This window comes from Cupriavidus agavae (assembly GCF_004217045.1).
Taxonomy (GTDB): Bacteria; Pseudomonadota; Gammaproteobacteria; order Burkholderiales; family Burkholderiaceae; genus Cupriavidus; species Cupriavidus agavae.
In genome coordinates, this window is sequence record NZ_SGXM01000006.1 from 110,967 (window position 1) to 136,616 (window position 25,650).

21 protein-coding genes and 4 pseudogenes are annotated in these 25,650 nt (G+C 60.5%); 13 read left to right on the top strand and 12 right to left on the bottom strand.

The window, feature by feature from the left end:
- Positions 1-35 precede the first annotated feature (35 nt).
- Genes EV147_RS19475 through EV147_RS19485 form a run of 3 tightly spaced genes read left to right on the top strand, consistent with a single transcriptional unit; the run spans position 36 to position 2,426 of the window.
- The gene (locus EV147_RS19475) at positions 36-1,022 is read left to right on the top strand and encodes a Bug family tripartite tricarboxylate transporter substrate binding protein (RefSeq protein ID WP_130392880.1); all 987 of its coding nucleotides are present in this window, start codon (positions 36-38) and stop codon (positions 1,020-1,022) included.
- Complete coding sequence (locus EV147_RS19480; protein ID WP_130392881.1) at positions 1,019-1,957, top strand: amidohydrolase family protein; 939 nt, start codon at positions 1,019-1,021, stop codon at positions 1,955-1,957. The genes EV147_RS19475 and EV147_RS19480 overlap by 4 nt, the downstream gene beginning before the upstream one ends.
- Before the next feature lie 13 nt (positions 1,958-1,970).
- Complete coding sequence (locus EV147_RS19485; RefSeq protein WP_130392882.1) at positions 1,971-2,426, top strand: thioesterase family protein; 456 nt, start codon at positions 1,971-1,973, stop codon at positions 2,424-2,426.
- Here EV147_RS19485 and EV147_RS19490 read toward each other — a convergent pair.
- Positions 2,401-3,348, bottom strand: coding sequence for a transcriptional regulator GcvA (locus EV147_RS19490; protein ID WP_130392883.1), 948 nt, complete (start codon positions 3,346-3,348; stop codon positions 2,401-2,403). The two genes, EV147_RS19485 and EV147_RS19490, sit on opposite strands and share 26 nt — an antisense overlap.
- Before the next feature lie 240 nt (positions 3,349-3,588).
- Between EV147_RS19490 and tnpA the strand changes: the two are divergent.
- From tnpA to EV147_RS19505, 3 genes and pseudogenes are all read left to right on the top strand, one after another.
- Positions 3,589-3,858 (top strand): annotated as a pseudogene (gene tnpA, locus EV147_RS19495) (IS200/IS605 family transposase); the annotation flags it as partial.
- Between the two features lie 76 nt (positions 3,859-3,934).
- A pseudogene (locus EV147_RS19500) lies at positions 3,935-4,342 on the top strand (zinc-binding dehydrogenase); the annotation flags it as partial.
- A gap of 152 nt (positions 4,343-4,494) precedes the next feature.
- Positions 4,495-4,776 (top strand): hypothetical protein, encoded by a 282-nt coding sequence (locus EV147_RS19505; RefSeq protein ID WP_130392884.1) that lies wholly within the window; start codon positions 4,495-4,497, stop codon positions 4,774-4,776.
- Positions 4,777-4,963: 187 nt separating this feature from the next.
- On the opposite strand, the gene EV147_RS19510 is transcribed toward EV147_RS19505, so the two are convergent.
- Complete coding sequence (locus EV147_RS19510; protein WP_130392885.1) at positions 4,964-5,431, bottom strand: Rid family hydrolase; 468 nt, start codon at positions 5,429-5,431, stop codon at positions 4,964-4,966.
- A 422-nt stretch (positions 5,432-5,853) separates the two neighbouring features.
- On the opposite strand from EV147_RS19510, the gene EV147_RS19515 reads away from it, so the two are divergent.
- A complete protein-coding gene (locus EV147_RS19515) occupies positions 5,854-6,045 on the top strand; it encodes a hypothetical protein (protein WP_130392886.1) in 192 nt (63 codons plus the stop codon).
- A gap of 901 nt (positions 6,046-6,946) precedes the next feature.
- Here EV147_RS19515 and EV147_RS19520 read toward each other — a convergent pair.
- From EV147_RS19520 to EV147_RS19535, 4 genes are all read right to left on the bottom strand, one after another.
- Positions 6,947-7,318 carry a response regulator gene (locus tag EV147_RS19520; protein WP_157994709.1) on the bottom strand — a complete coding sequence of 124 codons (372 nt, stop codon included), beginning with the start codon at positions 7,316-7,318 and terminating at the stop codon, positions 6,947-6,949.
- 62 nt (positions 7,319-7,380) lie between these two features.
- Positions 7,381-7,755: a response regulator gene (locus EV147_RS19525; RefSeq protein ID WP_130392888.1), complete on the bottom strand. Its 375-nt coding sequence runs from the start codon at positions 7,753-7,755 to the stop codon at positions 7,381-7,383.
- A gap of 3 nt (positions 7,756-7,758) precedes the next feature.
- Complete coding sequence (locus tag EV147_RS19530) at positions 7,759-9,225, bottom strand: ATPase domain-containing protein (RefSeq protein WP_130392889.1); 1,467 nt, start codon at positions 9,223-9,225, stop codon at positions 7,759-7,761.
- A 1,233-nt stretch (positions 9,226-10,458) separates the two neighbouring features.
- Complete coding sequence (locus tag EV147_RS19535) at positions 10,459-10,731, bottom strand: hypothetical protein (protein WP_130392890.1); 273 nt, start codon at positions 10,729-10,731, stop codon at positions 10,459-10,461.
- Positions 10,732-11,607: 876 nt separating this feature from the next.
- Between EV147_RS19535 and EV147_RS19540 the strand changes: the two genes are divergently transcribed.
- Positions 11,608-12,450: a lysophospholipid acyltransferase family protein gene (locus EV147_RS19540; protein ID WP_407923266.1), complete on the top strand. Its 843-nt coding sequence runs from the start codon at positions 11,608-11,610 to the stop codon at positions 12,448-12,450.
- A 121-nt stretch (positions 12,451-12,571) separates the two neighbouring features.
- Here EV147_RS19540 and EV147_RS26495 read toward each other — a convergent pair.
- Positions 12,572-13,083, bottom strand: a pseudogene (locus tag EV147_RS26495) (EAL domain-containing protein).
- Between EV147_RS26495 and EV147_RS26340 the strand changes: the two are divergent.
- Both EV147_RS26340 and EV147_RS19555 read left to right on the top strand, forming a co-directional pair.
- Positions 13,033-13,191: pseudogene (locus tag EV147_RS26340) on the top strand (RNA-guided endonuclease InsQ/TnpB family protein); the annotation flags it as partial. The pseudogenes EV147_RS26495 and EV147_RS26340 sit on opposite strands and share 51 nt — an antisense overlap.
- Before the next feature lie 330 nt (positions 13,192-13,521).
- Complete coding sequence (locus EV147_RS19555) at positions 13,522-13,854, top strand: hypothetical protein (RefSeq protein ID WP_130392995.1); 333 nt, start codon at positions 13,522-13,524, stop codon at positions 13,852-13,854.
- Between the two features lie 212 nt (positions 13,855-14,066).
- On the opposite strand, the gene EV147_RS19560 is transcribed toward EV147_RS19555, so the two are convergent.
- From EV147_RS19560 to EV147_RS19570, 3 genes are read right to left on the bottom strand one after another with little or no spacing between them, the layout of a single operon-like run.
- Complete coding sequence (locus EV147_RS19560; protein WP_130392892.1) at positions 14,067-14,582, bottom strand: OmpA family protein; 516 nt, start codon at positions 14,580-14,582, stop codon at positions 14,067-14,069.
- A 32-nt stretch (positions 14,583-14,614) separates the two neighbouring features.
- Positions 14,615-15,916, bottom strand: a complete 1,302-nt coding sequence (locus tag EV147_RS19565; RefSeq protein WP_130392893.1) for a diguanylate cyclase domain-containing protein — start codon at positions 15,914-15,916, stop codon at positions 14,615-14,617.
- On the bottom strand, positions 15,913-16,449 hold the full coding sequence (locus EV147_RS19570; protein WP_130392894.1) for a YfiR family protein: 537 nt from the start codon (positions 16,447-16,449) through the stop codon (positions 15,913-15,915). Before EV147_RS19570 ends, EV147_RS19565 begins: the two co-directional genes overlap by 4 nt.
- Before the next feature lie 1,342 nt (positions 16,450-17,791).
- On the opposite strand from EV147_RS19570, the gene EV147_RS19575 reads away from it, so the two are divergent.
- Positions 17,792-20,023, top strand: a complete 2,232-nt coding sequence (locus tag EV147_RS19575) for an autotransporter family protein (protein ID WP_198680298.1) — start codon at positions 17,792-17,794, stop codon at positions 20,021-20,023.
- Positions 20,024-20,237: 214 nt separating this feature from the next.
- Here EV147_RS19575 and EV147_RS19580 read toward each other — a convergent pair whose 3' ends face one another.
- A complete protein-coding gene (locus EV147_RS19580; RefSeq protein WP_130392896.1) occupies positions 20,238-20,480 on the bottom strand; it encodes a hypothetical protein in 243 nt (80 codons plus the stop codon).
- A 1,506-nt stretch (positions 20,481-21,986) separates the two neighbouring features.
- Here EV147_RS19580 and EV147_RS19585 point away from each other — a divergent pair.
- On the top strand, positions 21,987-23,024 hold the full coding sequence (locus EV147_RS19585) for a LacI family DNA-binding transcriptional regulator (RefSeq protein WP_130392897.1): 1,038 nt from the start codon (positions 21,987-21,989) through the stop codon (positions 23,022-23,024).
- A gap of 82 nt (positions 23,025-23,106) precedes the next feature.
- Here the strand turns inward: EV147_RS19585 and EV147_RS26010 are convergent, their stop codons facing one another.
- Positions 23,107-23,397 carry a hypothetical protein gene (locus EV147_RS26010; protein ID WP_157994711.1) on the bottom strand — a complete coding sequence of 97 codons (291 nt, stop codon included), beginning with the start codon at positions 23,395-23,397 and terminating at the stop codon, positions 23,107-23,109.
- Here EV147_RS26010 and EV147_RS19590 point away from each other — a divergent pair.
- Positions 23,396-25,603 carry an MBL fold metallo-hydrolase gene (locus tag EV147_RS19590; protein ID WP_157994712.1) on the top strand — a complete coding sequence of 736 codons (2,208 nt, stop codon included), beginning with the start codon at positions 23,396-23,398 and terminating at the stop codon, positions 25,601-25,603. The genes EV147_RS26010 and EV147_RS19590 overlap by 2 nt on opposite strands.
- The last annotated feature ends 47 nt before the right edge of the window (positions 25,604-25,650 follow it).

The window sequence follows — 25,650 nt, forward strand, 5'->3', positions numbered from 1 at the left end:
CTGCCGATTCGAAAAAGACCATCAAGGAGACCGGGATGACCCCCGTACATGCTTCACGCCGGCGACTCGTGTTCGGCACCATGGCACTCGCCGCGCTAGGCTGCAACCTGCCCGCGTTCGCGCAGAGCTATCCTAACCGGCGTGTCGAGCTGATCGTGCCCTGGCAGGCTGGGGGTGGCGCGGACGTGGTAGCCCGGGCGCTGGCCGCCGCTGCCGCCAAGCATCTGCCGCAACCGCTTGTGGTCCTGAACAAGCCAGGCGCCACGGGCGCGGTGGGCTTGGGAGAAGTCGTCAATGCGAAGCCGGACGGCTATAAGCTCGTCCTGTCATCGAGCGAATTGACGTTCTTGAATGCCCTCGGGTTGGCCAAATTCACCTATCAGGATCTCGTGCCAATAGCTCGTCTTAACGCTGATCCGGCGGCAGTTGTCGTCCGGGCCGACGCGCCGTGGACCACACTGGAGCAATTCCTGGCCGAGGCCCGCAAGCCTGGCGCCAATATCCGGGTGGGTACGGCGGGGCAGGGTTCGGCATGGCACATGGCCTCCGCGGCGCTGGCCGAAAAAACCGGGGCACGCTTTAACGACATCCCGTATGCCGGCGGTGCGCCCGCCACGCTGGCGCTGCTCGGCGGGCATATCGATGCGGTGACCGTGAGTACGGCAGAGGTAGCGACGCATGTCGAGGCTGGCAAGCTCAAGGTGCTGGCGGTGATGGCCGACCGACGCGTCGCAGGTTTTGAGAATGTGCCGACGCTCAAGGAGCGCCACATCGATTTGTCGATGGGTATCTGGCGCGGAATCTCGGCACCCAAGGGCACGCCGCCCGAAGTGTTGGCCGTGCTGAAGACGGCGATCGCGAAGTCGGTCCAGGAGCCGATCATGCGCCAGACGCTGGAGAAGCTGCATTTCAGTACGGACACCTATGCCGACGACGCAACCCTTCAGTCGGAAATGGCTCGTGAGGCAGTGCAGTTTCGACCGCTCGCCCAGCGCATCGCCGCCCAGACGGCCGCACGATGACTAATACCGCTCCCGAACCCACGGCGTTCGCATTCGATGCGCCGTATATCGACGCTCACCCGCACTTCTGGGACCTGACGCGCAACCCGTATCCGTGGTTGCAAGGCGAAACGGTGCCCAACTTCCGGTACGGAGACTACAGCGCGCTGCGTCGAAACTACCTGCCGGCAGACTACGCGCGTGACACCGCAGGCCTCGCACCTGTGAAAACTGTCCACATCGAAGCCGAATGGGCACGCGGCGACCCCGTCGATGAGACCGCCTGGGTCGACGCCCTGGCGCAGGAACATGGGCGGCCAACGGCAATCGTCGGACACGCGCAACTTGACCGGGGCGACGTCGACGCAGTACTGGCAGGCCATGCAGCTTACGGCAGGATGCGTGGCATCCGAAACAAGCCGGCCACGTCGGCACGCCGCGAGGACGCCCGCCGGGGCCAAGCGGGCTCGATGGATGACGAACGGTGGCGGCGCGGCTATTCCCAGCTGGCTCGCCACGGCATGTCGTTCGACCTGCAGGCACCATGGTGGAACCTGGATCAGGCGGCCGACCTCGTGCGGGATTTTCCTGCAACCCAGCTCATCCTCAACCATACCGGGCTACCGGCGGATCGGAGCCCATCCGGGTTGGCGGGTTGGCGTCGCGCCATGGAGAAGCTGGCGCGCGAGCCCAATGTCGCGGTGAAGGTGTCAGGTCTGGGATTACCCGGCCGGCCCTGGACCGGGGCCGACAATGTGCCCGTCATTCGCGACACGATTTCGATCTTCGGCGCGGATCGCTGCATGTTCGCCAGCAACTATCCCGTAGACAGCCTCGTGGCGTCATACGCCACCATCCTGGCAGGGTTCGTTGAGGCCATCTCCATTTATACCCCATCACAGCAGCATGCCTTGCTGCATGACAACGCCGCACGTATCTATCGGCTGGCCGACTGAAACGAGAGACACCATGGTAAAAAACATCGAATTGGGTGCACGATGCACCCGCACGCTGGCGATCGACCGTGCACGCACGATCGATTTCCTCGGAGACGATCTCCGCATCTACGCGACGCCCGAACTTGTACGCGATATTGAGCAGACCTGCCTGGATTTCCTGCAGGGTCACGTCGCGCCAGGGCAGAGTTCGGTCGGCACTGAGGTATCCGTCGAGCACGCCGGCGCCACGCCCTTAGGCGGCGAGTTGCGCATCGAGGTTGAGGTCATTGCTGTGGAGGGTCGCAGCGTAACGTTTCGCGTCGCCGCGCACGACGACGTGGAAACAGTATGCACTGGCACGCATCGCCGTTTCGTGGTGGACATCGAGCGGCTCAAGTCGCGCGTGCGCAAGAAAGCCGATGCTGGCGCTACCGCTTCGGTGGCTACGGCGACATCGGTGGCTACAACTGCACCGGCTCTTCGCTGAACGGCACCGCCGGCTCCCGCAGCGCGGCTGTCTCGCCGCAGATCCAGTCGGCGAAGCTGCGTACACGCAGATCATCGAGACGCTCGCGCGGGAAGACGATGAAGTAGGAGAACTCCACGGGCAGGCGAATTGATTCGAAAAGCCTGACGAGCCGGCCCTCTTCGAGGTCCTGCTCGATCCAGTTCTTCTTGACCAGCGCCACGCCGAGCCCACTGATCGCAGCATTGATGACTAAATGGCTAGGCCAGAAAGACGGGCCTCGGCTGGCATCCACATTGGTGATGCCGGCGTGTTCGAGCCACATCGCCCAATCCGGGTTACTCACGTCAGTGTAAGTGCTGTCGTCGTGCAGCAGGGTGTGGTGTTGCAGGTCGGAGGGCTGATTCAGTGGCGCAGTGCCCTGCAGCAGAAGGGGACTGCAAACCGGGATGACCTCCACGGGCAGGCACAGGCGCGAATACAGGCCAGGATAATCACCCCTGCCATAACGAATAGCCAAGTCGAAGTCGTCGCGTTCGAAGTCGATACGGTGGTTCGATGTGGAAACCTTGAGGTCGATATCGGGATGCGCCTGCATGAAGCGGTTCATCCGCGGGATCAGCCACTTGACCGCAAACGTTGGCGGCATGTTGACCTTGAGCTCAGGACGGTCCTTGCTGTGCAGCCGATGCGTGGCATCCGCCAACTGCTTGAATGCGATCTGTATTGCGGGCAGATAGGCGGTGCCGGCCGGCGTCAGCACCAGCGCCTTTGCGTCGCGGATGAAAAGCTGCACGCCCAAGTTTTCCTCAAGCGTCTTGACTTGGTGGCTGACCGCGGAGGGAGTGACAAACAATTCCTCGGCAGCACGGGTGAAGCTGAGGTGCCGCGCGGCCACCTCGAACGCTCGGAGGGGATTCAGGGGAGGGATCGATCTGGACATGGTCTCGCGTTCTTGTCGGGTCGCAACACCGCTGCGTCTCCCGCCCGCCGGTCACAGGACGCCTGTCCTCATCCCGACGGAGCTGGGGATACACCATAGCACCGCAAGCAAGGGGAGGCCATAGGGTCCTTCCCCGCGCAGATCAGCTGGTCGATGGTAACGAGAGCGATCGTCGTCGACTCCCCCAAGTGTGAAGCAAGCGCCCAACTGAGGCGGGAAAGTCTCCCAGCCCAGAGCCGCGACTTCGAGGCCGAACTGGTGGAGTTCGATGGCGAGGAAGACCACGTCCACCTGCTGGTGAACATTCCACCCAAGGTCTCGGTGTCGTCGCTGGTGAACAGCCTCAAGGGCGTGTCCAGCGCATGATAAGGCAAAAACGTTACCCCAGTATCCGCAAGAAGCTGTGGGGCGCTGCGCTATGGTCGCCGTCCTACTTTGCCGGAAGCTGTGGCGGGGCACCCCATCGAGATCGTACGCCAGTACATCGAACAACAGAAAACGCCACATTAACCGCAGCAAAGGACGCCTACGGCGTCCGCGCTACCCTTCCCCGCCCTGAAGGGCGAGGTTTGACGCGCATTCCGATCAAAAAGAGGATTACGTGGCCGCAATTCTTCGCGAGACAGCCGGCCAAGGCGTTGATGTTGTGTTCGATACTATTGGTGGTAACACGTTGACCCGCAGTCCCGAAGCTCTCGGCCAACTTGGGCGCGTCGTATCGATCGTTGATACTGCGCAGCCTCAGAATCTGTTGCACGCATGGGGTAAGAACGCGAGCTATCACTTCGTGTTCACAGGACAGAACCGAGGCAAGCTCGATGAGCTCAGTGCGTTGGTTGAGCGCGGCCAACTGCGCCCGCACGTCGGTGCTGTCTATTCCCTCGCCGACATCCCGTTGGCCCACGCGCGGCTTGAGAGTTCGAACAACGGTCTGCAGGGAAAAATCGCGATAGCGGTTGGCCCTTTGGCGCTACTCGGCGTTGGTAACGTCTGAACAGACGAGTCACACGAGCGAAAGAGCGGCGGCGATAGCGGCCGGAGCACCCTCACAGTTGGCATTGTTCGCGGTGTTCACCCAAACGGGTATTGTCGAAGTAGCCCAATTTGCTATTTTTCTGGACTACAAGAGATTGCCGAGGAGAAGCAGTGCCAACACTTATCAAACGGCCGGACAACATCACGGAGCGCCAAAAGATGATCCTGGCAAGCCTGCAACAAGGGCATAAAGGGACATTGCAGGTATCTCCGCTATCTGGAGGGTTCACCGGCTATGTGCGCGTCTTTAATGTTGCACGCAACGTGGATGAGTTGATTCCTTGGGGCAGTGTCTTGGCGATGATCCGTCGGGGTTTTGTCAGATTGGACGGTGACTCCCTCCAGACGTCCACTTCGATTGTGCTGTGTGTGAAGCCGGCTGAAGGAGTCTAGGCGCTACACTACGGCCTGAAGACGAGAATCCCCTCGAAGATCTTTAGTGCGGAAGCGTGCCTTCGCACCTACGGTCCGACGTATTTCGACTTCGTGACATTGAGCTCACGACCCGAACCGCCTCGAACAGCGTCGATGGCAGTTCGGGACCGCAGTCCGGCTCGTATGATGAGGGCCGTGGAGCGACTTAGGCAGTTGCCTTCGGTACCAGCACTGCCTTACAAGCAATCTCAATCAACTGCGGGGGCATTGCAAGCCGCGAGACACCGATCAGATTGCTGGCGCATTGGGGGCGCTCTGCTCCGTACGCTGCCTTACGGACCTTTCCCGCTACTGCGAAGGCGGCATCGACATCCAGAACGTAGAGCGTTTCTTCAACGACATTGTCCAGCGTCGCACCGAATCGGCCAAGAAGCGTGGCGAGGTTTTCATAGGTTGCACGCATCTGGGCTTCCATTGTGGAGAAATCCCTCGGTTTGCCGTTCTGGTCGAGTTCGGCGGGTGCAATCAAGTTGCCATTGCTGTCGTGGCTCAGTTGACCTGACACGTAGATCTCGTTGCCCACCTGCACCGCTTGCGCATAACCATAAGCCTCTTCCCATGGTACGCCCCAATAGGCCGTATTTTTCTCGAGGGATTTAAAATGCTCAGTCAATTGCAACTCCTGGGAGTAAATAGCGATCGCAGAGAACTACGTTCGGCTTTTGGAAGGGGTCAAGGCTAACACCTTAAATGCGATCTGCACCCGCAAGTAGCCTCTTTCATCGCATCTTATCGGCTGATTAGAAAAATAATAGATCGGCGATGGTCTGCTCGCCTTACGACTTCTGTCGTAGACAACTAGGCCTCTGGATCACTGTGCGTCTGACTCGACGGCCTCCGCTCGTGGGGCAGCACCGGTCGGTATCCTTTTTGCCAACAAGCGCTCACATCGGAGCTAGCTACGCCAATCAGGCGTCGACGAAACGGTACGGCGCTCACACGTGGCTGTTCAAATGAGGTGCTTTCCGTACGGCCGAACTATCAGGACATCCCTTCGTTCTGGATCTAAGCTGGAAGGAAGAATAGGAGGCAGTAATGGCGCAGCGCCGATTCCGCGATGTAGTGATGCTTAACCGGTACATGCTCGAAACGAGAGCCGAGATCGCGGCAACAGAGCGTCGTCTTTGCGCGCTGCAAGCAAAGGATGCGGATGCAACCGAAGAGGCTAAAAGGCTCTCCTCATTACAGGCCTCTCTGGCTGGTCTGAAGCTCGCTCTTTCCAGCTGAAAACTCTCGCTGAACGTGAAGGGCAGGCGCAAGCGCATCTGAAGTGGTTGTCTCGTCGGTTCACTAGCAGTTTCTCGCCTGGCAGTGTTAGTTCGGCGAGCGCGATAGCGGATTTACCTTCCCGCTAAGTGCGTGCGATCAGGACAGGCGCGAGAACAGACCGTTCTCACGACCGGTTTGCTGCATCTGGCCTCAATGCTGCGGCTAATTTTCGGGATGTATGAGTTCGGGTGTAATCGGGCTCAGTTAGAGAAACCGCACGCAGGCGGCTTCTCATAAGCCTGGAAGGCTAAATTCCGGCGGCGTTACTCCTTACGCTGTTGCTTGCGCCTTGCTGATTCTCCTGGTTCTGCTGCTGATTCCCTTGTTGGCCAGTGCCCTGCTGCTGGCAACCTCGCTGTTGGCTTCCTTGCCCATCTCATTGCTGCTATCCGTCCTGCTGCACCTGTCAACCTCGACTCCGTCCGGACGGAACAAGCCACTAGGTGGACAGACCATTAGGAACAAGATCCGTCATGATCGGAGTCCTTCCGTGGGCTGCAGCACCCGTAGGCTCGACAAGTCGCAACACTTACGTGTGATGTGACACGTCCTCGGGTAGTTCAAGCTCCCTTGTACAAATCTCGGGCTTCTTACACCTGAAAGCCAGCCGATCGGATCCATTGCCATATGAGAGCCAGCGCCACTCTTCGGACTGCCATCGTTTGTGGCTGGGAAGGGTGAACACATTTGGGTCCCACTGCAGCGGAGTATCAGTATTTATTACCGCAAAAGCGAATGTTGCCGAGAGAAAACCAGATTTTGGCCGCCGTCAGCTTGGGATTGCAATCGAATCCGGGTAACGGCCATAAGTGAAAGGGGAGCCGGGTTCTTAGCCCTTTCGAAGGTTCGAGCGATCGGTTCAAACGCAACCGGGGCCCCGTGCCGCTGCGACGCGCAGCAGGATATCGACCACCTCATGGATGGAGACCGGCTTTACCAAGTAATGGTCAAAGCCTGCGGCGCGAGCCCGCGCCCGATCAACATCTTTGTCCCACCCTGTTATGGCGATGAGGGTGATAGGGTGCGCGTTTGAAGCTGCCCGCAAATCCCGAGCGAGCGAACAACCGTCTATATCGGGCAAATCGATGTCGAGAAGCGCCACCTGTGGCATGAAGTCTGGCGCCTCATGCAGAGCTTGCAAACCGCGATAGAACACTCTTGTCTGGCACGACATCGTTTCGAGCAGGAATCCGACGCTGTCCGCCGCATCCCGACTATCATCGACGATCATCACCCTTAGCCCGTCCAGGTTGATGCCGTCAGAGGGTGTGTGAGATGCGCGTGTCCCTTGCATTAAGGAGTAATCCCTCGAACTCGAGCAAGGCGTAGCACAGCGTGGATTATCTCCGCAGGCAAGCAGGGCTTCTCGAAGACTTCATCAAAGTATTCCGGATGCTGGCGACCGACGTCAGCCTGTGCAGCAGTCAGCAAAATAAGGGGGATGTGCTGAAATGCGGTGTTTGACCGCATCGCTTTTGCGAGTTCAAGGCCCGTCATGATCGGCATCATGAAATCTGTAATCACGACAGCCGGTTTTACCTTGGCAATCAGCAGCAATCCCGCTGCTCCGTCGGCAGCAGTATGAACATCCAATCCCTCGGCCGCGAGCAGGAACGCCAAAGCATCGGCGTTCATTGTCTCGTCGTCAATGACGACTACGGTTGCCATGGTTCAGGACTCGTGGGATGGTTGCGCACCGGCACTATTCGAAGTCAAGTCGCGCACGCCGCGAGCCTCCGACACATCCAGGCGGTTAGCGACTCGCAATCCGCCAGATTCGATCACCACGTCGTGGAAGGTGGTATCGAATGCGCTATCACGCATCTTGACTACGCCGATGAACCTTCGTACTTCGCCGTCTTGGCGCGCGTGGCGAAGATGAACCAGATTATCCATCAGACTACCGTATTCAGGCGGCGGATCCGTGCCCAGAACCCCATCGACTTCCGGCATCTCCAGCGTTGCGATTGTCGATACACCCAAGGCGCGCAATTCATTAGCCAGCGCGGTATAGAACTCGATGAGCCGTGCTGGTTCAAACGCAGAACGCTGGAAGCCCGCAATGCCGTCGACAAAGAGCCTTCGCACACCGCGCTCGCGTACGGCCGCCAGGAGTTGGTGACCGAGATGATCCAGAAAGTTCTCTGTCATCGGGTTCCAGACGATCGAGACCGCGCCGGTTGCCTCCAGCGCTTCCAGATCCATCCCCAGAGCTCGGCTTTTGGCTTTCAATCTCTGCGGCGATTCATAGAAGCCGAAGAAAAGACCCGGGTCCTGCGAAGTTGCGAGCTTCAGGAAGTTGAGTCCAAAGGTCGTTTTACCGCTGCCTGCCGGACCCATCAGTAGGGTCACTGCCGCCGCCGGGAGGCCGCCTCCGATTAACAACTCCAAGCCATGCACACCTGTCTCAATGCGCTCGACGTCGACCCATCGTTCGTGTGAAGGAGTGCGATGGAGCGCTTCCAAGCGGGGATAGATCTCAATTCCGGCGGGAAGAATCTGATATTGGTGCAGACCACCCAGCCCCGCGCTACCGCGGGATTTGGAGACACGAATGCGGCGTACCGTCCGGATGCCGACAAGTTCCTCTTTCAGTTGGATGACGCCGTCGACCATCGTATGCTCGGGGCTGACTTCGTCGATGCTCGCACTCGTCAGGAACAAAACCGTGCAGCCGGTGAACGCGGCATGGCTCTGCAATTCCGCTACGAATGTTTTGACGTCTAGCGCGGATTCGGCTTTGTCCTTTGCGATGAGTAGCCCGTCCAAGATTAGGGTCGTACAACTATGTCGCGCAAGTTCAGTGCGCAGTGCCTTGACCAAGGCGGGAAGTCCGTCGTCTCGCAGCACGTTGAACAGGCTGATGTAGAACACTTCGCGACCGACCGCCGCAGGATCATAGAAGCCGAACGTCGACAGAGCCTGAAAGAGCCGGTCGTGCGACTCGGCGAGCAAGGTGACGTACAAGATACGCCCGCTATTCCTCGCTTGATGAAAGGCAATCTGGTTGGCAAGGATCGTTTTCCCGGCGCCAGGGCTTCCTTGAACGATGTAGGCCGCGCCTTGCACCAGTCCGCCGCAAAGGATGGTATCGAAGCCTGGAACACCGCTTTGAACGCGAACTAGTTCTTTTGTCATGGCGAGATCAATAGCAAAGGAGCGTAGATGTAGTCGGTGTCAAAAGGAAGTATTTCGACTCGAGACTACATGCCGCAGAGCATTCCATTCTAGCTGAGTCGGCCAGCTGGTCGCCTTGTCACAGTTTTGGCGGAACCTGCTTCCAGCGAAACCTTGTCGAGCTAACGGTCAGCCTGAGTATTTCGGTCTTATAGTGAGGGACACTCGCGCACACAACTTAGATAGTTGGGGCCTATACCAAAGGCCGGGCGTACGGGATAGCGTTTTGGACGGCTGAATGCGTTCGGGACATTGCTCGGAAGGGAGCAGCCCTCGTCTTGAGCCGCGCAGGTGACTGTGCGTTCTAGCGGCTGCGGGGCTGACAAATCGATGAACACGGTCGGTGGACCGCGTAATAACGGTGAACCACGCCCGCGACTTCCTGCACGAGAAGCTTTAGATTCCGAGGGAGCGGCAAGCCAAGTTGCAAGATGGAAGAAACGGTCGCCTGTGGTTCCCAAGAATCACCCGTTCGGGCGATGCGCGGCCGGGTGCATTTTGAGAATGTTTGGTTGGCCGAGAACTCGGCCCCTTTGCAATCCATTTGCGCCACTTCCTACCCCGTCGTGGCGTTTTTTTTCTTCTACCCGTTTGCGGCTCAGCATCACCCGCTACGGACCACATGGATAGGCGCCGAGGGCTGACTAGCCTCCTAGAAGCCCACTATCCTTGGGCACGGAAGAACCATTTCGCCGTCAACTGTTCGGGTCTGGCTGCGCTGCGCTGCGCAGCTTAGTGCGCCGTCGCAGGAGAGCATTCGTTCGTTGAGTCCAGGAAACGACGAAGCATCCCACTGCGATGCAATCGCTGGAGCTTGCATAGCGGGCGCGCTATAGGCTGCACGAGGTTGGTCGGGCGTTCTTGCGAGAGCCAAGCGTACGGCCAAGACTTCATCCAAATGCCGGAGTTGAGCTGCAATGCGTCTGCGACGTCGTGGCCTCCGTGCGGCGAAGCACGCCAAAACGAAAATAGCGGTACAAACGGTCGCGCAAAGCGGAAGGAAAATCGGCATGGCAGCGGAGAGGCCGCAGTTATAGGCATGTCGGTACGCGAGCGATGGAACTTGAGGGACCAAGATCCACTGCGCGTTGGCATGGACTTTTATTAGAGCCGAGACAGATTGCACGAATCATGCGCGATTCTGAGCTTCGGCGGACGGGTGCCCGGACTGTCCCAGCAGTGATATTGCTGGGCCTACTCGAATTCCAGCATAACGTTGACGATGCGCCTCCCGAACTGCAACGCTGCCTGTTCTGCAGCCTCACGAGTGAAGTAGTCGCATTCGTCGTTGCGGTCATCGTCAAAGTCGGTATTGATCGATGGCACGTCGGTCCGCCCGACGCCGACGAAGTAACTCCATTTTGGCCCTGGGCACGAGGTGGGCAGTCGTCTTTGGAGTTGGTAAGCCAACGCGTAAATGTAGAGGCCACGGTAGAACGTCGTCACCCAGCGTACTCGCTGATCCATTTGGAGTTCCTTTTATCTCTTGCGTGGGACGCTAGCGCAATCGACTCTGCAGGCAGCGGATTCCGTCGAACGCGTGCTGACGAATATATCAACGTGTGACACTTATCCACATCGTCCAAATGGTGGGGAGCGCACGCCAGTGCATGATGACTTTTCTTGAGATTTGCGGACGCCTATAGCGTCCAGCTCGGTATCAGCCCGCCGAAAACTTTGCGAGTGAAAGTGATAAATAAAGCACATTTACACAAGGTGGAGCGACTTTCAAGCTTGAAACCTCAGTAGTGGGCATTTACCGTCGCAAGGTTCCACTGGGCGCATCGGTTGTATGCCTTAAACGGCACTTTTCCCGTTGAAGGTACGGAACCGGTATTACTGGGCCTTTTAAATATCGAGTGGATGCGGTCGCTCCATCGGAATCGTTCAGCGCCGAATCGGACCGTTTCGGGAAGTTGCCCAATCGAGAGATAGCCACAGAGTGCCAGTCAGATTGTCACCTGCCATCGCACCAGCGCAGGCCAGAATGTGGCAGGGGCAGCCAGGGCAACCGGCACGCAGAGCCAGTCCGAGACGCCCCCGCAAAGACGCCGTCAACCGCAGAATGCGAAAACGAAATCTCCTGTTCAGGACCGCAAAAGTTGAAGCCTGATTGTGCTACAAACCTCCACAGGGGAGATGACGCGCCTCTAAGCATCCGGCCACGTCCCTCGTCTTTAGCAACTTATTTTCGGCATGCTCACAATATCCATGCCGCGAAACAATTTATTCCAACGGGACACTTTATCTGAGCGGCCGGCAGCGGTAGAACCACTGCGCTATATTCGCAAAAGTCACCCCGTTTCCGCTTTGATCTTGGAATCTCAAACTCGCTCTCATTGGCTGCCAACACTTTGCCGCGGGCTGGCGATGCTACCCCTGCCCGTGTTGCACGCCATCGGTCGTGCGCTAGGCCGTCTTATCTACGTCTTGCCGGGGCGTTATCGGCAGCGCCTCCAGGAGAATGCCGCACAAGCCGGTTATCCAGGTGCCAGCTTTGCGCGTCGCTCGGCGGCGGAAGCGGGCGCCATGATCCTCGAGACCTGCCGTATCTGGTTTCGCAATGACGACAGCATCGCCCAGGTCATTTGCGACGACTGGGACGTGATCGATACGGCTCGCGCCGAGGGCAAGGGCATTTTGTTCCTCACACCACACCTGGGCAGCTTCGAGATTACGGCGCGATACGTAGCCAGGCGGATGCCGCTCACTGTGATGTTCCGCACGCCTAGCAAGGAATATCTGAGAGCGTTGATGGACAGCGCTCGCTCCACCTCTGATTTGACCGCCGTGCCAGCCTCATCGCAAGGCGTGCGTGCCTTCATGCGGACGCTGCGTGAAGGTGGTGCCGTAGGCTTGCTGCCCGACCAGGCACCCAGTCTTGGCGAGGGCGTATGGGTTCCATTCTTTGGCCGGCAGGCGCTAACTATGACGCTGCCAGGAAAGCTGGCGGCACAGTTCAAAGTGGCCGTGATACTCGCGTCGGGCGAGCGGCTGCCACGCGGGCGTGGATGGCGGCTGCACCTGATGCGATTGCCTGCCGAGATGCCGGATAACCCCGCCGCCCAGGCTGCGCTGCTCAACGACGCGATGGAAACGTTGATCCGAAGGTTTCCCGAACAATACCTTTGGAGCTACAACCGTTACAAGACGCCTCCAGGCGCGCCGCCTCGGCCAGCTGAATAAGCGCGCCGCCGTAACGTCCGCTTGTCCTTCGCCAGCCCAAGGGATGGCCTTCGGCGAAAGAATTGCCTCAGGCCAGATTTGGAAGCTCCAAGATACACATGACGACTGGCGATTGACGCGATCAAAGTCGGCCCATATAAGGCCTGAGTTTGAATGCTTCAGCAAGTTGAAACGGTGGTACAGGGCGACTAAATAGGAAGCCTTGCGCTTCCTGACACCCGAGACCGCGCAAACGTTCACGTTGCTCCTCGGTCTCGACCCCCTCGGCGATCGTTTCGAGCCCGAAGCTGCGCGCCATGTCGATAAGCGCCCGAACGATGGAAGCATCTCGTTCTGACTCGAGCATCCCTTGCACGAAGGAACGGTCGATTTGATCCGGCTTAGTGGGAAGCGCTTGAGCAAGCCGAGCGAAGCATAGCCCGTCCAGAAGTCATCGAAGGCAATTCCCACACCAAGATTACGCAAGCGCTGGAGCGAATTGAGCACCTGCTCGTCGCCATCGATCACGATGTTTTCGGTCACCTCAAGTTCAAGCACGTGGGGTGGCAAGCCATGCCGCTCCAAGGCTGAAAGGACCTGACCACGCAGGCAAAATTTGCCTGCGTCGAATGCGGTTACGAAGAGAACGCCGATGTCGTCGGCGCTCTCAACATTTTGGCGCGAGGACATCGCGTTGCAGCCTGTGGAGAGCCGGTGCAGTCGGGCCGCTCCGTGAAGCAGGAACCCGTCGAGGCGATCTGAGACGGGCATCATCGTTTTAGACGCGGTAGGAATCCCCCGCCTTCAGGCAGGAGAGGATGTCAATTTGGCGAGATCTCAGGTCCGGTGGATATACATTAGTATGGTCTGCCCGCTAAGAATGTTTAGCCAATACCCTTGATTCTCCAATCGGACTCCCGGCGATCTTCAAACCGTTTATCTTTACATATTCTTCAGTCTGATTGGCAAGCACGCAGCCCCGTGTTGTCATGGCGCGAAGCGCCGCACGGTCATCTTCGCAACGCCGTAATTCCCGTGCAGCGCTGTTCGCCGACGCCTAACGGCCGGCTCCAACCAGAAGAGAAGAGGATGATGCTTAAAAAGACCCTATCGACGCTGACCGTTGTCGCACTCACCGCCGCTGGTGCCGTGCAACTGGCACACGCGCAGAACACTTACAAGAAAGTCGACCCGTACACCGACGGTGCCAAGACAGGCAAGCCCGATCCGTACCTGGATGGCGCCAAGTCCGACAAGAAGTTTGATCCGTACACCGGCGGCGCGAAGAAATCCACGCGCACCGACCTAGCGCCGCGTCAGGTTGATCCGTACACCGATGGCGCTAAGGTCGGCAAGCCCGATCCGTATCTGGACGGTGCCAAGTCCGGTAAGGCTGACCCCTACACTGACGGGGCAAAAAAATAAACGATTCCGCCCCTGAGGACGGGCTGGCTTCGTCGCGGATAGCGGCGCCGTCTCACTTTGACCGTTGAACGTTTTCGTGGCCAGTGCGCTCCGCGTGACGCTGGCACTTCTGCTTAGTGTTCACTAGCTTGAATAACGGTGGAAGAAGCAGCATGAGTGCCGTCCACTGCCTGACTTCATGTTCGGGTTGGCTCTCGGCGCAGGACGTCTGCTCATTCCACCGAAACGACAATGGCAACACGCCGGTTCTCCGCGCGCCCTGCGGCGGTGCGATTGTCCGCAATAGGCATGGTCTTGCCGAATCCCTTTACGCGCACTTGATCTTGCGAATATCCAACGCTGTCCAGCACGCGGGCAACGGCCGTCGCCCGGCGGACGGATAATCTCTGATTGTAGTCATCGCTGCCTGTATCGTCCGTATGACCATTGATCTGCAAGTCGGAGATGCCAGCGTCTGCCAATAGCCTACCCAGGCGCAACAGCGGGGTCTGACGCTCCGGCGTGATGACGTATTCGTCGACGCCGAACAATACCTTTTCAGAAAGTCCCAATTCCCAGCCGTTCTCGGTCAACGTGAAACCCTCGTGTTGAAGCAATTCAATCTGAGCGGGAGTGAGCTTGCCGGCGTGAGATTGGTGCATGGCGCATCCAGCCAAGGAAATTGCTGCCAACGAAGAGAGGGCGAACAGCAGGCGACGGCGGGTTGGGGAGGTAAAACGGAAAGGCATGGCTATCCCAGCAGAATCAGTGCGACGCTATTTTATCCTCCGGATGACGAAGCCGCAGCGTCGCGCCAGGTACCCTTGGCGTCGCGCTTTGCCTCGTACATTGCGGCGTCGGCAGCGTCGAGAAGCGCTGAGGCAGACTGTGCATGAATGGGATAGATGGCCAGCCCGATGCTGAGCCCCGTATTAAGCGTGTCGGTCTCGGAGATCGGGAACGGCACACACATCGCCGAAATAATGTTCTCGGCCACTTGTACTGCATCCTGAGGCTGTCTCAACGTGCGAATCAGCACGGCGAATTCGTCGCCGCCCAGGCGAGCGACGGCATCGCTTTCCCGTACGCAGCCGATGAGCCGTTGAGCGATGCCAACCAAGACCTTATCGCCTGCAGCATGTCCGAAATGGTCATTGATTGACTTGAACTTGTCGCTGTCCAGGTAGAGCACCGCGGTGAAATGCCCATGGACCGCAGCGGATTTAACGGCCGTTTCAAGCGCCTGCAAGAACGCTGACCGATTCAGGAGTCCGGTCAATCCATCATGGCTTGCCCGGAGCGCCAATTCATTCTTTTCGCGTTGGAGCTGCATCTGCCAACTTTCTAGCTCCGCTAGTAGGGCGTTGAAGTCATCGGACAGCTCGTTCAGTTCGGCGATGCGGGCTGCGGGTAGCCTATGCGAGAAAGCTCGCTTCGAACGCACGGTGTGTGCGACTCGCATTAGCTCTTTGAGGGGAGCGACGATGTCGCGCATCATCCGGTGAGACAGATAGTGAGCCGCAACCGCTGTGAGCAGCAGACACACGAGCACCCCTTGTGCACCTTGGAGCAAAAAATGTACAAACGCGGTCGGGTCGGCGGAGGCTCGTACGATGCCTACGACCTTATTCGCACCGGATACCGGGATGTCAACAGGGTCGGGTGTTAGCCAATCTCCGATGATCCGGGGCAATATCGTCGCTGATAGGCGGGGCGTACGATGCCATTCGGCCAGCACGTTACCGGCTGTGTCAAGGACGGTGACCCCGGCGACGTTCTCGGTGGCGGTGATGGCAGACAAAGACGTCAGTACAGCCTCCTTGTCCCGAAACACAACGGCCGCTTCCACCGTATAGCTGATTGAACGCGCCACAAGCCGGAGATTGTGGTCAGCATAGGCTCGCAGCGCGGTCAGACCCACCACTGTCAGCGCAATGCCGGCTGTCAGCACAGCAATTAGTGCGACGCCGAGGTGTGCACGGCGAAGGGCGCCATAGAGTGTCAGCCGACTATCCTGGTTTGACTCCACACGCCTTCTCGACGCTGAGTCTGTCGGCGCCGGCCGGCGAGTGAAGATACTCATTGCGCCTTTGCCGTGCGCCGGCCTAATTGCAGCACCCCTGGGTGCACGCGAATGCTACTGCGTGCGATCGAGTCAAGATTGATGCGAAAGGTTACGCGCTCTTCGCGGATGTCTAAGCAGAACATACTGCCTACCTCACAAGCCTGGTCCTTCTCAACGATAACCAGTACCGGCTTACCGATAAGTTCGGAGACCAACGTTTTGCGGCGGCTATCCGCTGTATCGACCAGATACACGGCGTCGCAGCGCGTTACGGATGCGGTGTCCAGGGATTTGAGGAGCTTCGCGTCTATCAGACGGCCGTTTGAGGTGGCTTGTCCGTTCAACCCGGAGGAGATGGCGGCTGCTGCGTCATCAATACACACACGCACGACTTGGCTCCCTGCTGGCCAGCGAGAGTAACCAAGGAGCTTAACTACTACGTCCGCCACCGCTTGCCTTTCGGTGTTTTCCGGCGGGGTCAATGCCCCGGCTTCAGACGGGCTCCGCGTTTCCCCGACAGTCCCTGCGGTTGCAGGCGCTGTAGCGATCATCAGCGAGATCCACGTGACAGCAATCAGATTTGGACGTCGCGCGGGCAAGGAAATATTGGCAGCTGTTGCGGAAGAACTCTTCCAATTCTGAGATACGAAAGATGCACTCGAATTCTAAGGGAAGATGCCCCACAAAGGTAGGGTGTTGGTCAGATCCGTATGCCACCGAGTTGCTACCAGCCCGTCCGAAAATAGGGGGTGTCATGAATGCAATTAATCGCCAGGCTCCGATGGCGCCGGTCTGCCGGTCGAGACCGGATAGTCGCTAGAAAGGGGTTGGACTTTCGATGGGTAGTTGTTAACCCATTGGCTGAAGTCGAATAAGCCGTAGGAAGGACCGTCCTCGGTACGGGGACTACCCCCGTTGAGCGTATTCATCTACGTGGGTGCCGCATCCAAAAACAGTTCGGTCACCGCCCATTCGGCGCCTCTTGTAATGCGCAATGGCACATCCAAGGGGATAACGAAGTGGCAGAGGCGTGGGCTTCTGTTCGCAAGTCTTAGATTACGCGTGTCCCCACTAATACAGATATATACCTACCTGCAATAGGGTCAACCAGGACGTGGTCACTCTGCCACGACCCTTGTGCCACGCTTACGTAACTTCATCCCGTGCTCTACCATCGCCATCGCTACGATGTTGTAGCTAAGACCATACAATTACAGGTATAGCATGCAGTTCAAAATTCGTCGCGGAATCGAGCGCTCAGGGGTGTGCGCTCCCAAAGTGTCCACCATTACGTTGGCCATCGCGGTGCTGTTTCCTTTGGGGGCGGCAGCTAGTGAATACACGGCGTCCAATCTGGCCGAGCTACAGACGGCGTATGCTGCGGCAAACGCCGACGGTGATTCCAGCGCAATCATTCGTCTGACGGCGAGTTTTACCACGAATACTTTCTATGTATTCGCAGGTCCGACTAAGCCAATCACCATCGACACCAACGGCTTCGTACTGACGCGAAGCGGGACTATCGGAAATTTCGTCACTTCTTCGGCTGCGCCTCTAACTTTCGCCGGCACCTTCGCGGCCTCAGCGGGAACAACGGCAAATCCCGGGCTATTCGTCGCCGGCGGAGGGCAGGCAATTCTGAACGGGACCGCGACTGGTGGCGACTCGACGGTGGTCGGCACCGGTGGAGGTGTCGGCGCCTCGTTGTTAGTAAACACCGACCTTCTTAACAACGGCTCGATAAAGGGCGGCAGTGCAACAGGCGCTGATTTGAGTGCTAGCGGCTTAAGTTCAGGGGTGTCGCTGTCGAGTGGCGCAGATCTTGTGAATGGCGCAACGGGTCTCATTGTAGGCGGCGATGGTTTCGGGGGGGTGGCGGGGGCCGGGGTGAATGTGAACGTGACGACCGGCAGCAGCATTGTCAACCTGGGCACCATCCGAGGTGGCGCTGACCTGAGTGGCGGCGCGGGCGGTGGTCGCGCCATTCGTTTCACGGGCGGCGTGAGAGCTTCTCTGAACAACTCCGGACTGATAGAGGGTGGCGCGGGCAATACTGCGGTTTTCGTGGCAACCGGCACGCCCGCAATTTCCATCGTTAATTCCGGCACCATCCGGGCCGGCAGCGGTTATGCGAACGCCATCGAGTTTGCCACGGGCAGTGGCATCTCTTCGCTTGAACTGCAAGCCGGCTCAAGCATCGTCGGCAACGTGGTCGCTAGTGCCTCCGATACCAATGACGCCTTCCGCTTGGGAGGCGACACCAGCAGCGTGTTCGACGTCTCCACCATCGGCGACGCCGCGCAGTACCGCTACTTCGACACGTTCACGAAGACCGGCGCCAGCACCTGGGCGCTGATCGGCACCGGTACGGTCGCGGCACCGTGGACGGTGGACCAAGGCACGCTGCAGATCGGCAATGGGGGCACCAGCGGCAGCCTGGCCGGCGATGTCGTGGTCAACAGCGGCGCGACTCTGGCCTTCAACCGGTCCGATGCCTATACGTATGGCGGCACCGTCTCGGGCGCGGGCGGGCTGGCGCAGAACGGTACGGGCACCACGGTGCTGACGGCCGCCAGCACCTACACCGGGCCGACCACCATCAACCTCGGCACGCTGGCCGTCGATGGCTCGATCACCAGCCCGGTCACGGTCAACGCAGCCGGTACGCTGTCGGGCACTGGCACGATCTTCGGCAATGTCATCAACACGGGCACCGTGACGCCGGGCGGTGGTTCGGGCGTGCTGACCGTCGCCGGCAACTACATCGGCAATGGCGGTACGGTGCGCATCAACACGGTGTTCGGCGGCGACACGTCGGCCACCGGACGCCTGGTCGTGACGGGCGATACCTCGGGCACCAGCCAGATCCGCGCCGTCAACGTTGGCGGCTCGGGCGCCGCGACGGTCGATGGCATCAAGGTCATCGACGTGCAAGGCGCATCGAATGGCGCCTTCACGCTGGCAGGCGACTACACGTTCCAGGGCCAGCAAGCCGTGGTCGCAGGTGCGTACGCGTACCGGCTGGTCAAGAATGGCGTGTCCACCCCAGCCGATGGTGACTGGTACCTGCGCTCGACGCTGGCCGATTCGACGGTTGCCAGCAGTTCGGCCGCATCCGCCGCAGCCGCCCCGCTGCTGTCGCCCACGGTGCCGCTGTACGAAGCCTATTCCAGCGTGCTGCAGCGCTTCAACGAACTGGGTACGCTGCAGCAGCGCGTGGGCAATCGCTCGTGGTCGCCCAACGCCGCCGTGCAGGCCGAGCAGGACGCCGGCAAGCCGATCATCGGCCGTGGCGCCTGGGCGCGCGTGGAAGGTTCGAACACCCACATCGATCCGTCGACCAGCACCACCAGCGCCAGCTACAACGTCCGTATGTGGAAGTTCGAGGGCGGCGTGGATGCGCCGGTCATCGAGAACGCCTCCGGCACGCTGGTGGTGGGCCCCACGTTCCACTACGGCATTGCCAACTCCAAGGTGTCTTCGATGTTCGGCAATGGCGCGATCGACGCCACCGGTTATGGTTTCGGCGGCACGGCAACGTGGTACGGTAACAATGGCTCGTATGTCGATGCCCGCGCCACGCTGACGTGGTACGACACCGACCTCCGCTCGTCTACGCTGGCAACGAAGCTTGCCAACGGCAATCGCGGCAGCGGCGTGGCAACCAGCGTGGAAGCGGGCCACCAGCTTGCGCTGGGCGGCAACTGGTCGGTCACGCCCCAGGCGCAGCTCGCGTGGTCGCAGGTGCGCTTCGATGCGTTCACGGACCCTTATGGCGCCAACGTTTCGCGCGATAACGGCAACAGCCTGGTCTCGCGCCTCGGTGTGTCGCTGGACCACGAAACCAAGTGGGCGGCCAGCAATGGCAAGACCCGCCGCTCTCACGTGTACGGCATCACCAACCTGTACTACGACTTCCTGCACGGCACGTCGGCACGCGTGGCCGATATCAGCGTGGTCAGCAAGGAGCAGGCACTGTGGGCCGGGCTGGGCGTGGGCGCGTCGCTGAACTGGGACGACGACCGCTACAGCGTCTACGGGGAACTGCTGGCACGCACGAGCCTGCAGAACTTCGGCGACAGCAACGCGATTGGCGCGAAGCTCGGCGTGCGCTACCGCTGGTAGGTATCCAAGACCTGGCTGAGCTGGCCTCCCAACGCGCTCAGCCAGGGCCATGTCGGATCAATGTCAAGCAAGTGCAACTCGTCGGGCGGGTACTTCGGGCAACCCGATGGGATCCGGGCCTACCAGCGGCTGCAGCGGGGTAAGGGCAGCGCGTTGCCGTCCGGCAGGGGGCCCACGGGAACCGGCGTCGCGCGCGGTTCGAGCCGCTGATCTGTCAGGTTTCAGGTGCGGCGCCCGGTGACATGTTGCCGGGCGCCGTCCCGTTTCTTTCTGGAGGCAGCGTGGATCCGCCGGCGCCGTCAGACGCCCCCAGGAATACAGGCACGCACTTGTATGACGGGGTGCCGCTACGGGAGTCGTAGTGCTCCAGTGCCACCGGCTCGTTGGCTTCGGGGTAGTAGGCCGCCACCGAACCGCGCGTGATGTCGAACGCCACGGCCGTCATGCTTCGCAGCATGCGCGCACCACGCAATTCGTGGTGGTGCCAACAGCGCCGATAGGACCATTTCGGTGTATCGCGTCGATCTGATTAACGGTGCATTCGGGTCCATGGTGGGCAAGGACCGCAACAAAAGTGCCATATGATCATAGCCAAGGGTTGCGGGACAGTGTGCCAGCATTTCCGATTAAATCTGGAGATCTAGCAGATTTTTGATCGGCCCCCTAGGAATACGCGGGGGTCTGGTAATGAGGAAGTGGAGAGTGTATCCGGCGCCTCTTTTAGGAGATTTTCTAGCGCAAGTGTATAAAAGTTAGGGAGTTTATGTTCGATCCATAAACTCCCTAATTTCAGTACAACCAAGGATCCAGTCCCTAGCCCGTATGCCCCGGGCGCAGGAACCCTCTTCCTGAGTTGGCGGGCCGCGGCGACGTTCTTGAAGCCGTTCGAATCTGTATTGAGAGTTGCGACGCGGACGACGGGTCGGGAGTGTACTGATGGTCGGTCTCCGTGGGGTCGGAGGGACCGTGCTTCTAGACTAAATGCGGCATGACGCTGAAGCCACCGCCAACCCGGCGGCGCCGCGCACTGGATAGTCACTGGCTACGTACATGAAGATAAACGGGTTTTAGCTATGACCATCAAGAGGCAAGCGGTCGTGCCCCCGCCGGAAAATGTTGGCGCGCATGGCGTCGATGCCGAAAAAACACGAGCGGTCCGCTGGCGATGACGCCGTGCCGGCCGATATGGTGGCCTCCGGCTCAAAACACATCGACGCGCTGGTTGAGAGGTATGTGAACTCGCGAGGACGCGTCGCATCTACGCGTTGAAGGCGGGAGCATGAATCTACTGGGAGGATGGGACCGAGTTCAATGGCATCATTCTCAGCAGCGTGGACCTTGGTTGGGTTCGAGATGTGGACCTCGATGCGCCGCAGGCGTCTTCGTTGTTCTTCTTGCTGTATCGGGCGCGAGCCCTGCGCGGTCTGGCAGATCATGGCCGCGTAGAACGGCTCGGGCGCCTTCGCCTTGACTACCGAACACACGATTTCCTTTCGGCGCAGACCGGGTCCGCCCACCATCCGGTTTCACGGTCACGCGGCCCCGCTCGTCGGGCTCGATCGGCACCGGAAGCCTGACTACCCAGGCCGCGACCGCGCTACGTCGAGCGGACCGGCCGACGAGGCGATGGCCGTCAGCGCCGCGGCATGGACCCGGCGCTGACTGTATTGCAGCGCGGCCCGCGCCGCGCCCTGGATACCGAGGCCGATGCCGGTGGCCCGCAGCATCGTCGGTGACTGAGCCGGCAATCACGCCGCCCGCGATACCAGCGCCGGCCACGGTGCCTTCGGTCAGCGCCGAAGTGCATGGTGGCGAAGCAGCGGGGGACACCGTCTAGCGCAGGTGACATTGGGCGCGATTTCATAATCGCGTCGACCGATTGCCGTGCGCCCGAACCGCTAGCAAAACGTACACGGTGCGCAGCCCCTGCGAACTGCGCCGGGGCCTGAAGTACAATCGGGCCATGCCCCGCCAGCGTCCGCCCACGCCCCTCGTCGAGCCAATTTCGCCACGCCTGAGCGTCACGCTGAAGGACGTGGCGAACGTTGCCGGAGTGTCTGCCATGACGGTGTCGCGGGTGCTCAACGCCCCGGAAAACATCCATCCTGCCACGCTGGCGAAGGTCCGCGCGGCCATCGACAGCACCGGCTACGTGCCCAACAGCGCGGCCAAGGCGCTGCGCTCGAGTCGCAGCCGGCTGATCGCCGCCGTGCTCCCGACGCTCACGGGCCCGATTTTTCTCGACACCATCGAAGCCCTCGCCGCCGGCCTCGCGCGACGGGGCTACCAGTTGATCGTGGGGCAGAGCGGCTACAGCGACGACAAGGAAGACGAATTGCTGACGGACATCATCTCGCGGCGTCCCGATGGCATCGTGCTGACCGGCGTCGGCCACAGCGAGGAAGGCCGCAGGCGGCTGCTCGCCTCGGGCATTCCGGTGGTGGAGACTTGGGACCTGACCGAACAGCCGCTAGACGTGCTGGTCGGCTTCTCTCATGAGGCGGTGGGCAGGGAGGTGAGCCGCTTCCTGGTCAGTCGGGGGCGTCGGAAGCTGGCGCTGATCGGAGCCGATGACCAGCGGTCGCAGCGCCGCTGGTCGTCGTTTGCCAGGTCGGCACGCGCCCAAGGGCTGGCGCAGCCGGTGGCGCATTTCGTCCCGGCGCCGGCCAAGCTGGCCGATGGCCGTCAGGCGCTGAGAGCGGTCCTGGCGCAGCACCGTGACATCGACGCGCTGTTCTGCAGCTCCGACTCGCTGGCCTTCGGCGCACTGGTCGAGGCGCGCGCGCAAGGCATCGAGGTGCCGCGACAACTCGCGGTGGTGGGCTTCGGCGACCTCAACTTCGCCGACCAACTGGAGCCCGCGCTGACCACGGTGCGTGTAGACGGTCCGCGCATCGGCGAACTGGCCGCCCATTGCATCGTCAGCCGCGCGCTGGGGCAACCGCTCGACGAGCGCATTGTCGACGTCGGCTTCTCCATCGTCGAACGCTCCAGCACGTAGGCGCGCATTGCGCGGCCTGCCGCTCCGTCGGTGCCGCAGTCATTCCAGACAACTCCGCATCACTACGGGTTATTCCGCAGCGTCAGGCGCTGTGCGGTCCGCTAATGTTAACGATAACATTCGTGGCGAAACGGTTCTTGCGCCATTGGCAGCAGAGCGGCATGCCGCACGGCGTGACAAAAAAAAGCATCAGGAAGAAAACCAGAGGAGACAGCATGGCGATCAAGAGCGCGCATTGGCGTACCGCGACGGCAGTGGCCGTCGCATTCACGTTGTTCGGGTGCGGCGGGGACGACAATCCGCCGCAGTCGACCGGCCCCGGCCCCTCCACGCCGCCACCGACGACCACGCCCACTGCGGAGACCTTCCGCATGGCCGGCCTCGTGTACGGCGCGCCGGTAACCGGTACGGACGCATCGGGTGGCCAGGCCGTGCAGGCTAGTGTAATGACCCAGAACGGTATTCAGACGCTGTCGGCGCCGGCCGCCTCGGCCGATGCGGTGGCGGCCATCCGGGCCACGCTGGTGCCGGGCAACTTGGTGGACTGGATTCCGGGCGCCAGCGCCGGGACGGTGACGGTGCCCGCCGATCCTGCGCAGACCTTCAACGTGATCCTAGCCAAGGGCAACTCAAGCAACGCCCAGTTCAACCTGGCGAAGTACGGTGCGTCGGTGTCGCGCTATCAGGACCGGCCCGGACCGATGGTGGCGGCGGGATGGGTCTACGGCAAGGGCGCCGGCACGATCACGGTGGGCGACGGCAACATGGTGCTGGCCGACATGTCGGGCCGCCCCTACTCGGCGCCGATCAAGCGCTATGAAGAGACCTACAACCTGGCGGATGACGTGAAGGTTTTCAACGTCAACACCGCCAACTATGCGCAGAGCACGGTCTCGGACTTCGCCTCCATTCCGGTGACGGCCGATTACTACTACGGCACGACATCGCGGCAGGCGGCGTACCTGGTATTCGACAAGAGCTACCCCAACGCTGCGAGCGCCAAAGTGGTGGCCATCTGGTACTTCACGCCCAAGTCCACGACCGATGGCAAGCCGGTCTGGGAAGTGCCAACGCTGAGCCCGCTGCTCGCCAGCAAGGGCAACGACCCCATCACGGGCCAGCCGTACGGCAGTATCAACGCGACCTCGCCGACCAACGCCCCGTACTCGCGCAGCACTGAGCCGTTCGAGATGGTCAAGGACACCATGTACTACGTGGGCGACAACGAGGTGGCCTCGTACGTGCTCAAGGCCGACATGGGGACGCCAGGCGACAGCTCGGACGACAAGATCATCAAGGTCGATGCGGGCTGGCCCAACAGCGGCTACCAGTACTGGAAGAACATGGAGCTGCTGGGGCTGGACCCGCGCGCGGTAACCGACATCTTCCTGACCCACGGCCACCTGGACCATTACGGCACCATCGTCGAGCAGCTAAGGATGATGGACAACGCCGGCAAGCCGATCAAGCTGTGGGGCTCGCGCGAGGATGTGGTAGGCGTCTCGGCGGACCTGCAGGGCAACAACTGGAGTCTGGCCGGCGCGCTTCCCGCCTCGGAAACCGTGATCCGGGCGCGCACGACGAACTTCTACGAGTACGACAAGTGGTATGACTTCGGCAACGTGCAGATCATGGTGATCTGGGCGCCGGGCCATACGCCGGGGACGACGAACATGCTGTTCCGCGTGAAGAATCCCGGCGACGGCAAGTTCTACACGTTCGGCTACCACGGCGGCTACGGCGTCAACGGGCTCGAAAAGCCGACGGCGGCCAACGGCTGGCTTCGGCTGGGATTCCAGCATGGGTTCAGCTACCTGCAGAACATGATCGATGTCGATTTCGTGTCGCCACAGCATACGAACCAGTATCCGATCGTTGAGGTCTACCAGGCGCTCAAGGCGTACAACCGGGATCCGGCCAATGCCGGCCGGCCGTTGACGATGCTCGACGCGCTGGCGTCCCGCGTGTTCGACTCCGCGAAGGTGGGCGGGGTCGGCGTCATGAGCGAGTTCGAGAACCAGCTGGAGAAGCGCCGCTCGGTGATCTCGTACGCCGCCAGCGACACGGCAAATCCGAACTACCGAAGCATCGAAACCTCGGGGCCGTTCAAGCCGGGGCGCGAGGCCGGCCTGACCTCAGTCTCCGCGACGATCCTGGACGGCGGACGTATCATCCAGGGCTTTAACGCCGCCCAGAACAAGAACCCCGCCATTCCGCTACTGGCCAATGGAGTCTCCAGCGCGTCGGACACGTTCACGAACGATCCGACAGGGTTCTACGTGCAGGTCTACGTCGACGTCAAGGATGCAGGCTACAAGGGCTACCTTCCCGAGGGACTGGTGCAGTTCAGTCCCGGCCTGGGCACCTCGGTCACCTACAAGGGCGGCCCGGTCGAGTCGATCCACGCGGCCCGGGGCACGTTTCATCCGCCCGAGGTTCTGCGCACGCAGCGGCTGGGTTCGCTGGCTGACGCGCAGGCGGTGCTCGCGACCATCTCGAAGGGCAAGGCAGTGACGCTTTCGCTGACGCCGGCCAGCGAGATCGTCGTTCCAGCGGACGTCACGCAGACGTTCCAGTAACGGCAACGCGGCATCCCGGCCATGGCGCCGGGATGCCGCCTCTGAAG

What these genes read in the sequence shown, in the direction of transcription:
- EV147_RS19475 (WP_130392880.1), top strand. Translation starts at nt 36, where the DNA reads ATGACCCCCGTACATGCTTCACGCCGGCGACTCGTGTTCGGCACCATG.
- EV147_RS19480 (WP_130392881.1), top strand. Translation starts at nt 1,019, where the DNA reads ATGACTAATACCGCTCCCGAACCCACGGCGTTCGCATTCGATGCGCCG.
- EV147_RS19485 (WP_130392882.1), top strand. Translation starts at nt 1,971, where the DNA reads ATGGTAAAAAACATCGAATTGGGTGCACGATGCACCCGCACGCTGGCG.
- EV147_RS19490 (WP_130392883.1), bottom strand. Translation starts at nt 3,348, where the DNA reads ATGTCCAGATCGATCCCTCCCCTGAATCCCCTCCGAGCGTTCGAGGTG.
- EV147_RS19515 (WP_130392886.1), top strand. Translation starts at nt 5,854, where the DNA reads ATGGCGCAGCGCCGATTCCGCGATGTAGTGATGCTTAACCGGTACATG.
- EV147_RS19520 (WP_157994709.1), bottom strand. Translation starts at nt 7,318, where the DNA reads ATGATCGTCGATGATAGTCGGGATGCGGCGGACAGCGTCGGATTCCTG.
- EV147_RS19525 (WP_130392888.1), bottom strand. Translation starts at nt 7,755, where the DNA reads ATGGCAACCGTAGTCGTCATTGACGACGAGACAATGAACGCCGATGCT.
- EV147_RS19530 (WP_130392889.1), bottom strand. Translation starts at nt 9,225, where the DNA reads ATGACAAAAGAACTAGTTCGCGTTCAAAGCGGTGTTCCAGGCTTCGAT.
- EV147_RS19535 (WP_130392890.1), bottom strand. Translation starts at nt 10,731, where the DNA reads ATGGATCAGCGAGTACGCTGGGTGACGACGTTCTACCGTGGCCTCTAC.
- EV147_RS19555 (WP_130392995.1), top strand. Translation starts at nt 13,522, where the DNA reads ATGCTTAAAAAGACCCTATCGACGCTGACCGTTGTCGCACTCACCGCC.
- EV147_RS19560 (WP_130392892.1), bottom strand. Translation starts at nt 14,582, where the DNA reads ATGCCTTTCCGTTTTACCTCCCCAACCCGCCGTCGCCTGCTGTTCGCC.
- EV147_RS19565 (WP_130392893.1), bottom strand. Translation starts at nt 15,916, where the DNA reads ATGAGTATCTTCACTCGCCGGCCGGCGCCGACAGACTCAGCGTCGAGA.
- EV147_RS19570 (WP_130392894.1), bottom strand. Translation starts at nt 16,449, where the DNA reads ATGATCGCTACAGCGCCTGCAACCGCAGGGACTGTCGGGGAAACGCGG.
- EV147_RS19580 (WP_130392896.1), bottom strand. Translation starts at nt 20,480, where the DNA reads ATGCTGCGAAGCATGACGGCCGTGGCGTTCGACATCACGCGCGGTTCG.
- EV147_RS19585 (WP_130392897.1), top strand. Translation starts at nt 21,987, where the DNA reads ATGCCCCGCCAGCGTCCGCCCACGCCCCTCGTCGAGCCAATTTCGCCA.
- EV147_RS19590 (WP_157994712.1), top strand. Translation starts at nt 23,396, where the DNA reads ATGGCCGGCCTCGTGTACGGCGCGCCGGTAACCGGTACGGACGCATCG.
- EV147_RS26010 (WP_157994711.1), bottom strand. Translation starts at nt 23,397, where the DNA reads ATGCGGAAGGTCTCCGCAGTGGGCGTGGTCGTCGGTGGCGGCGTGGAG.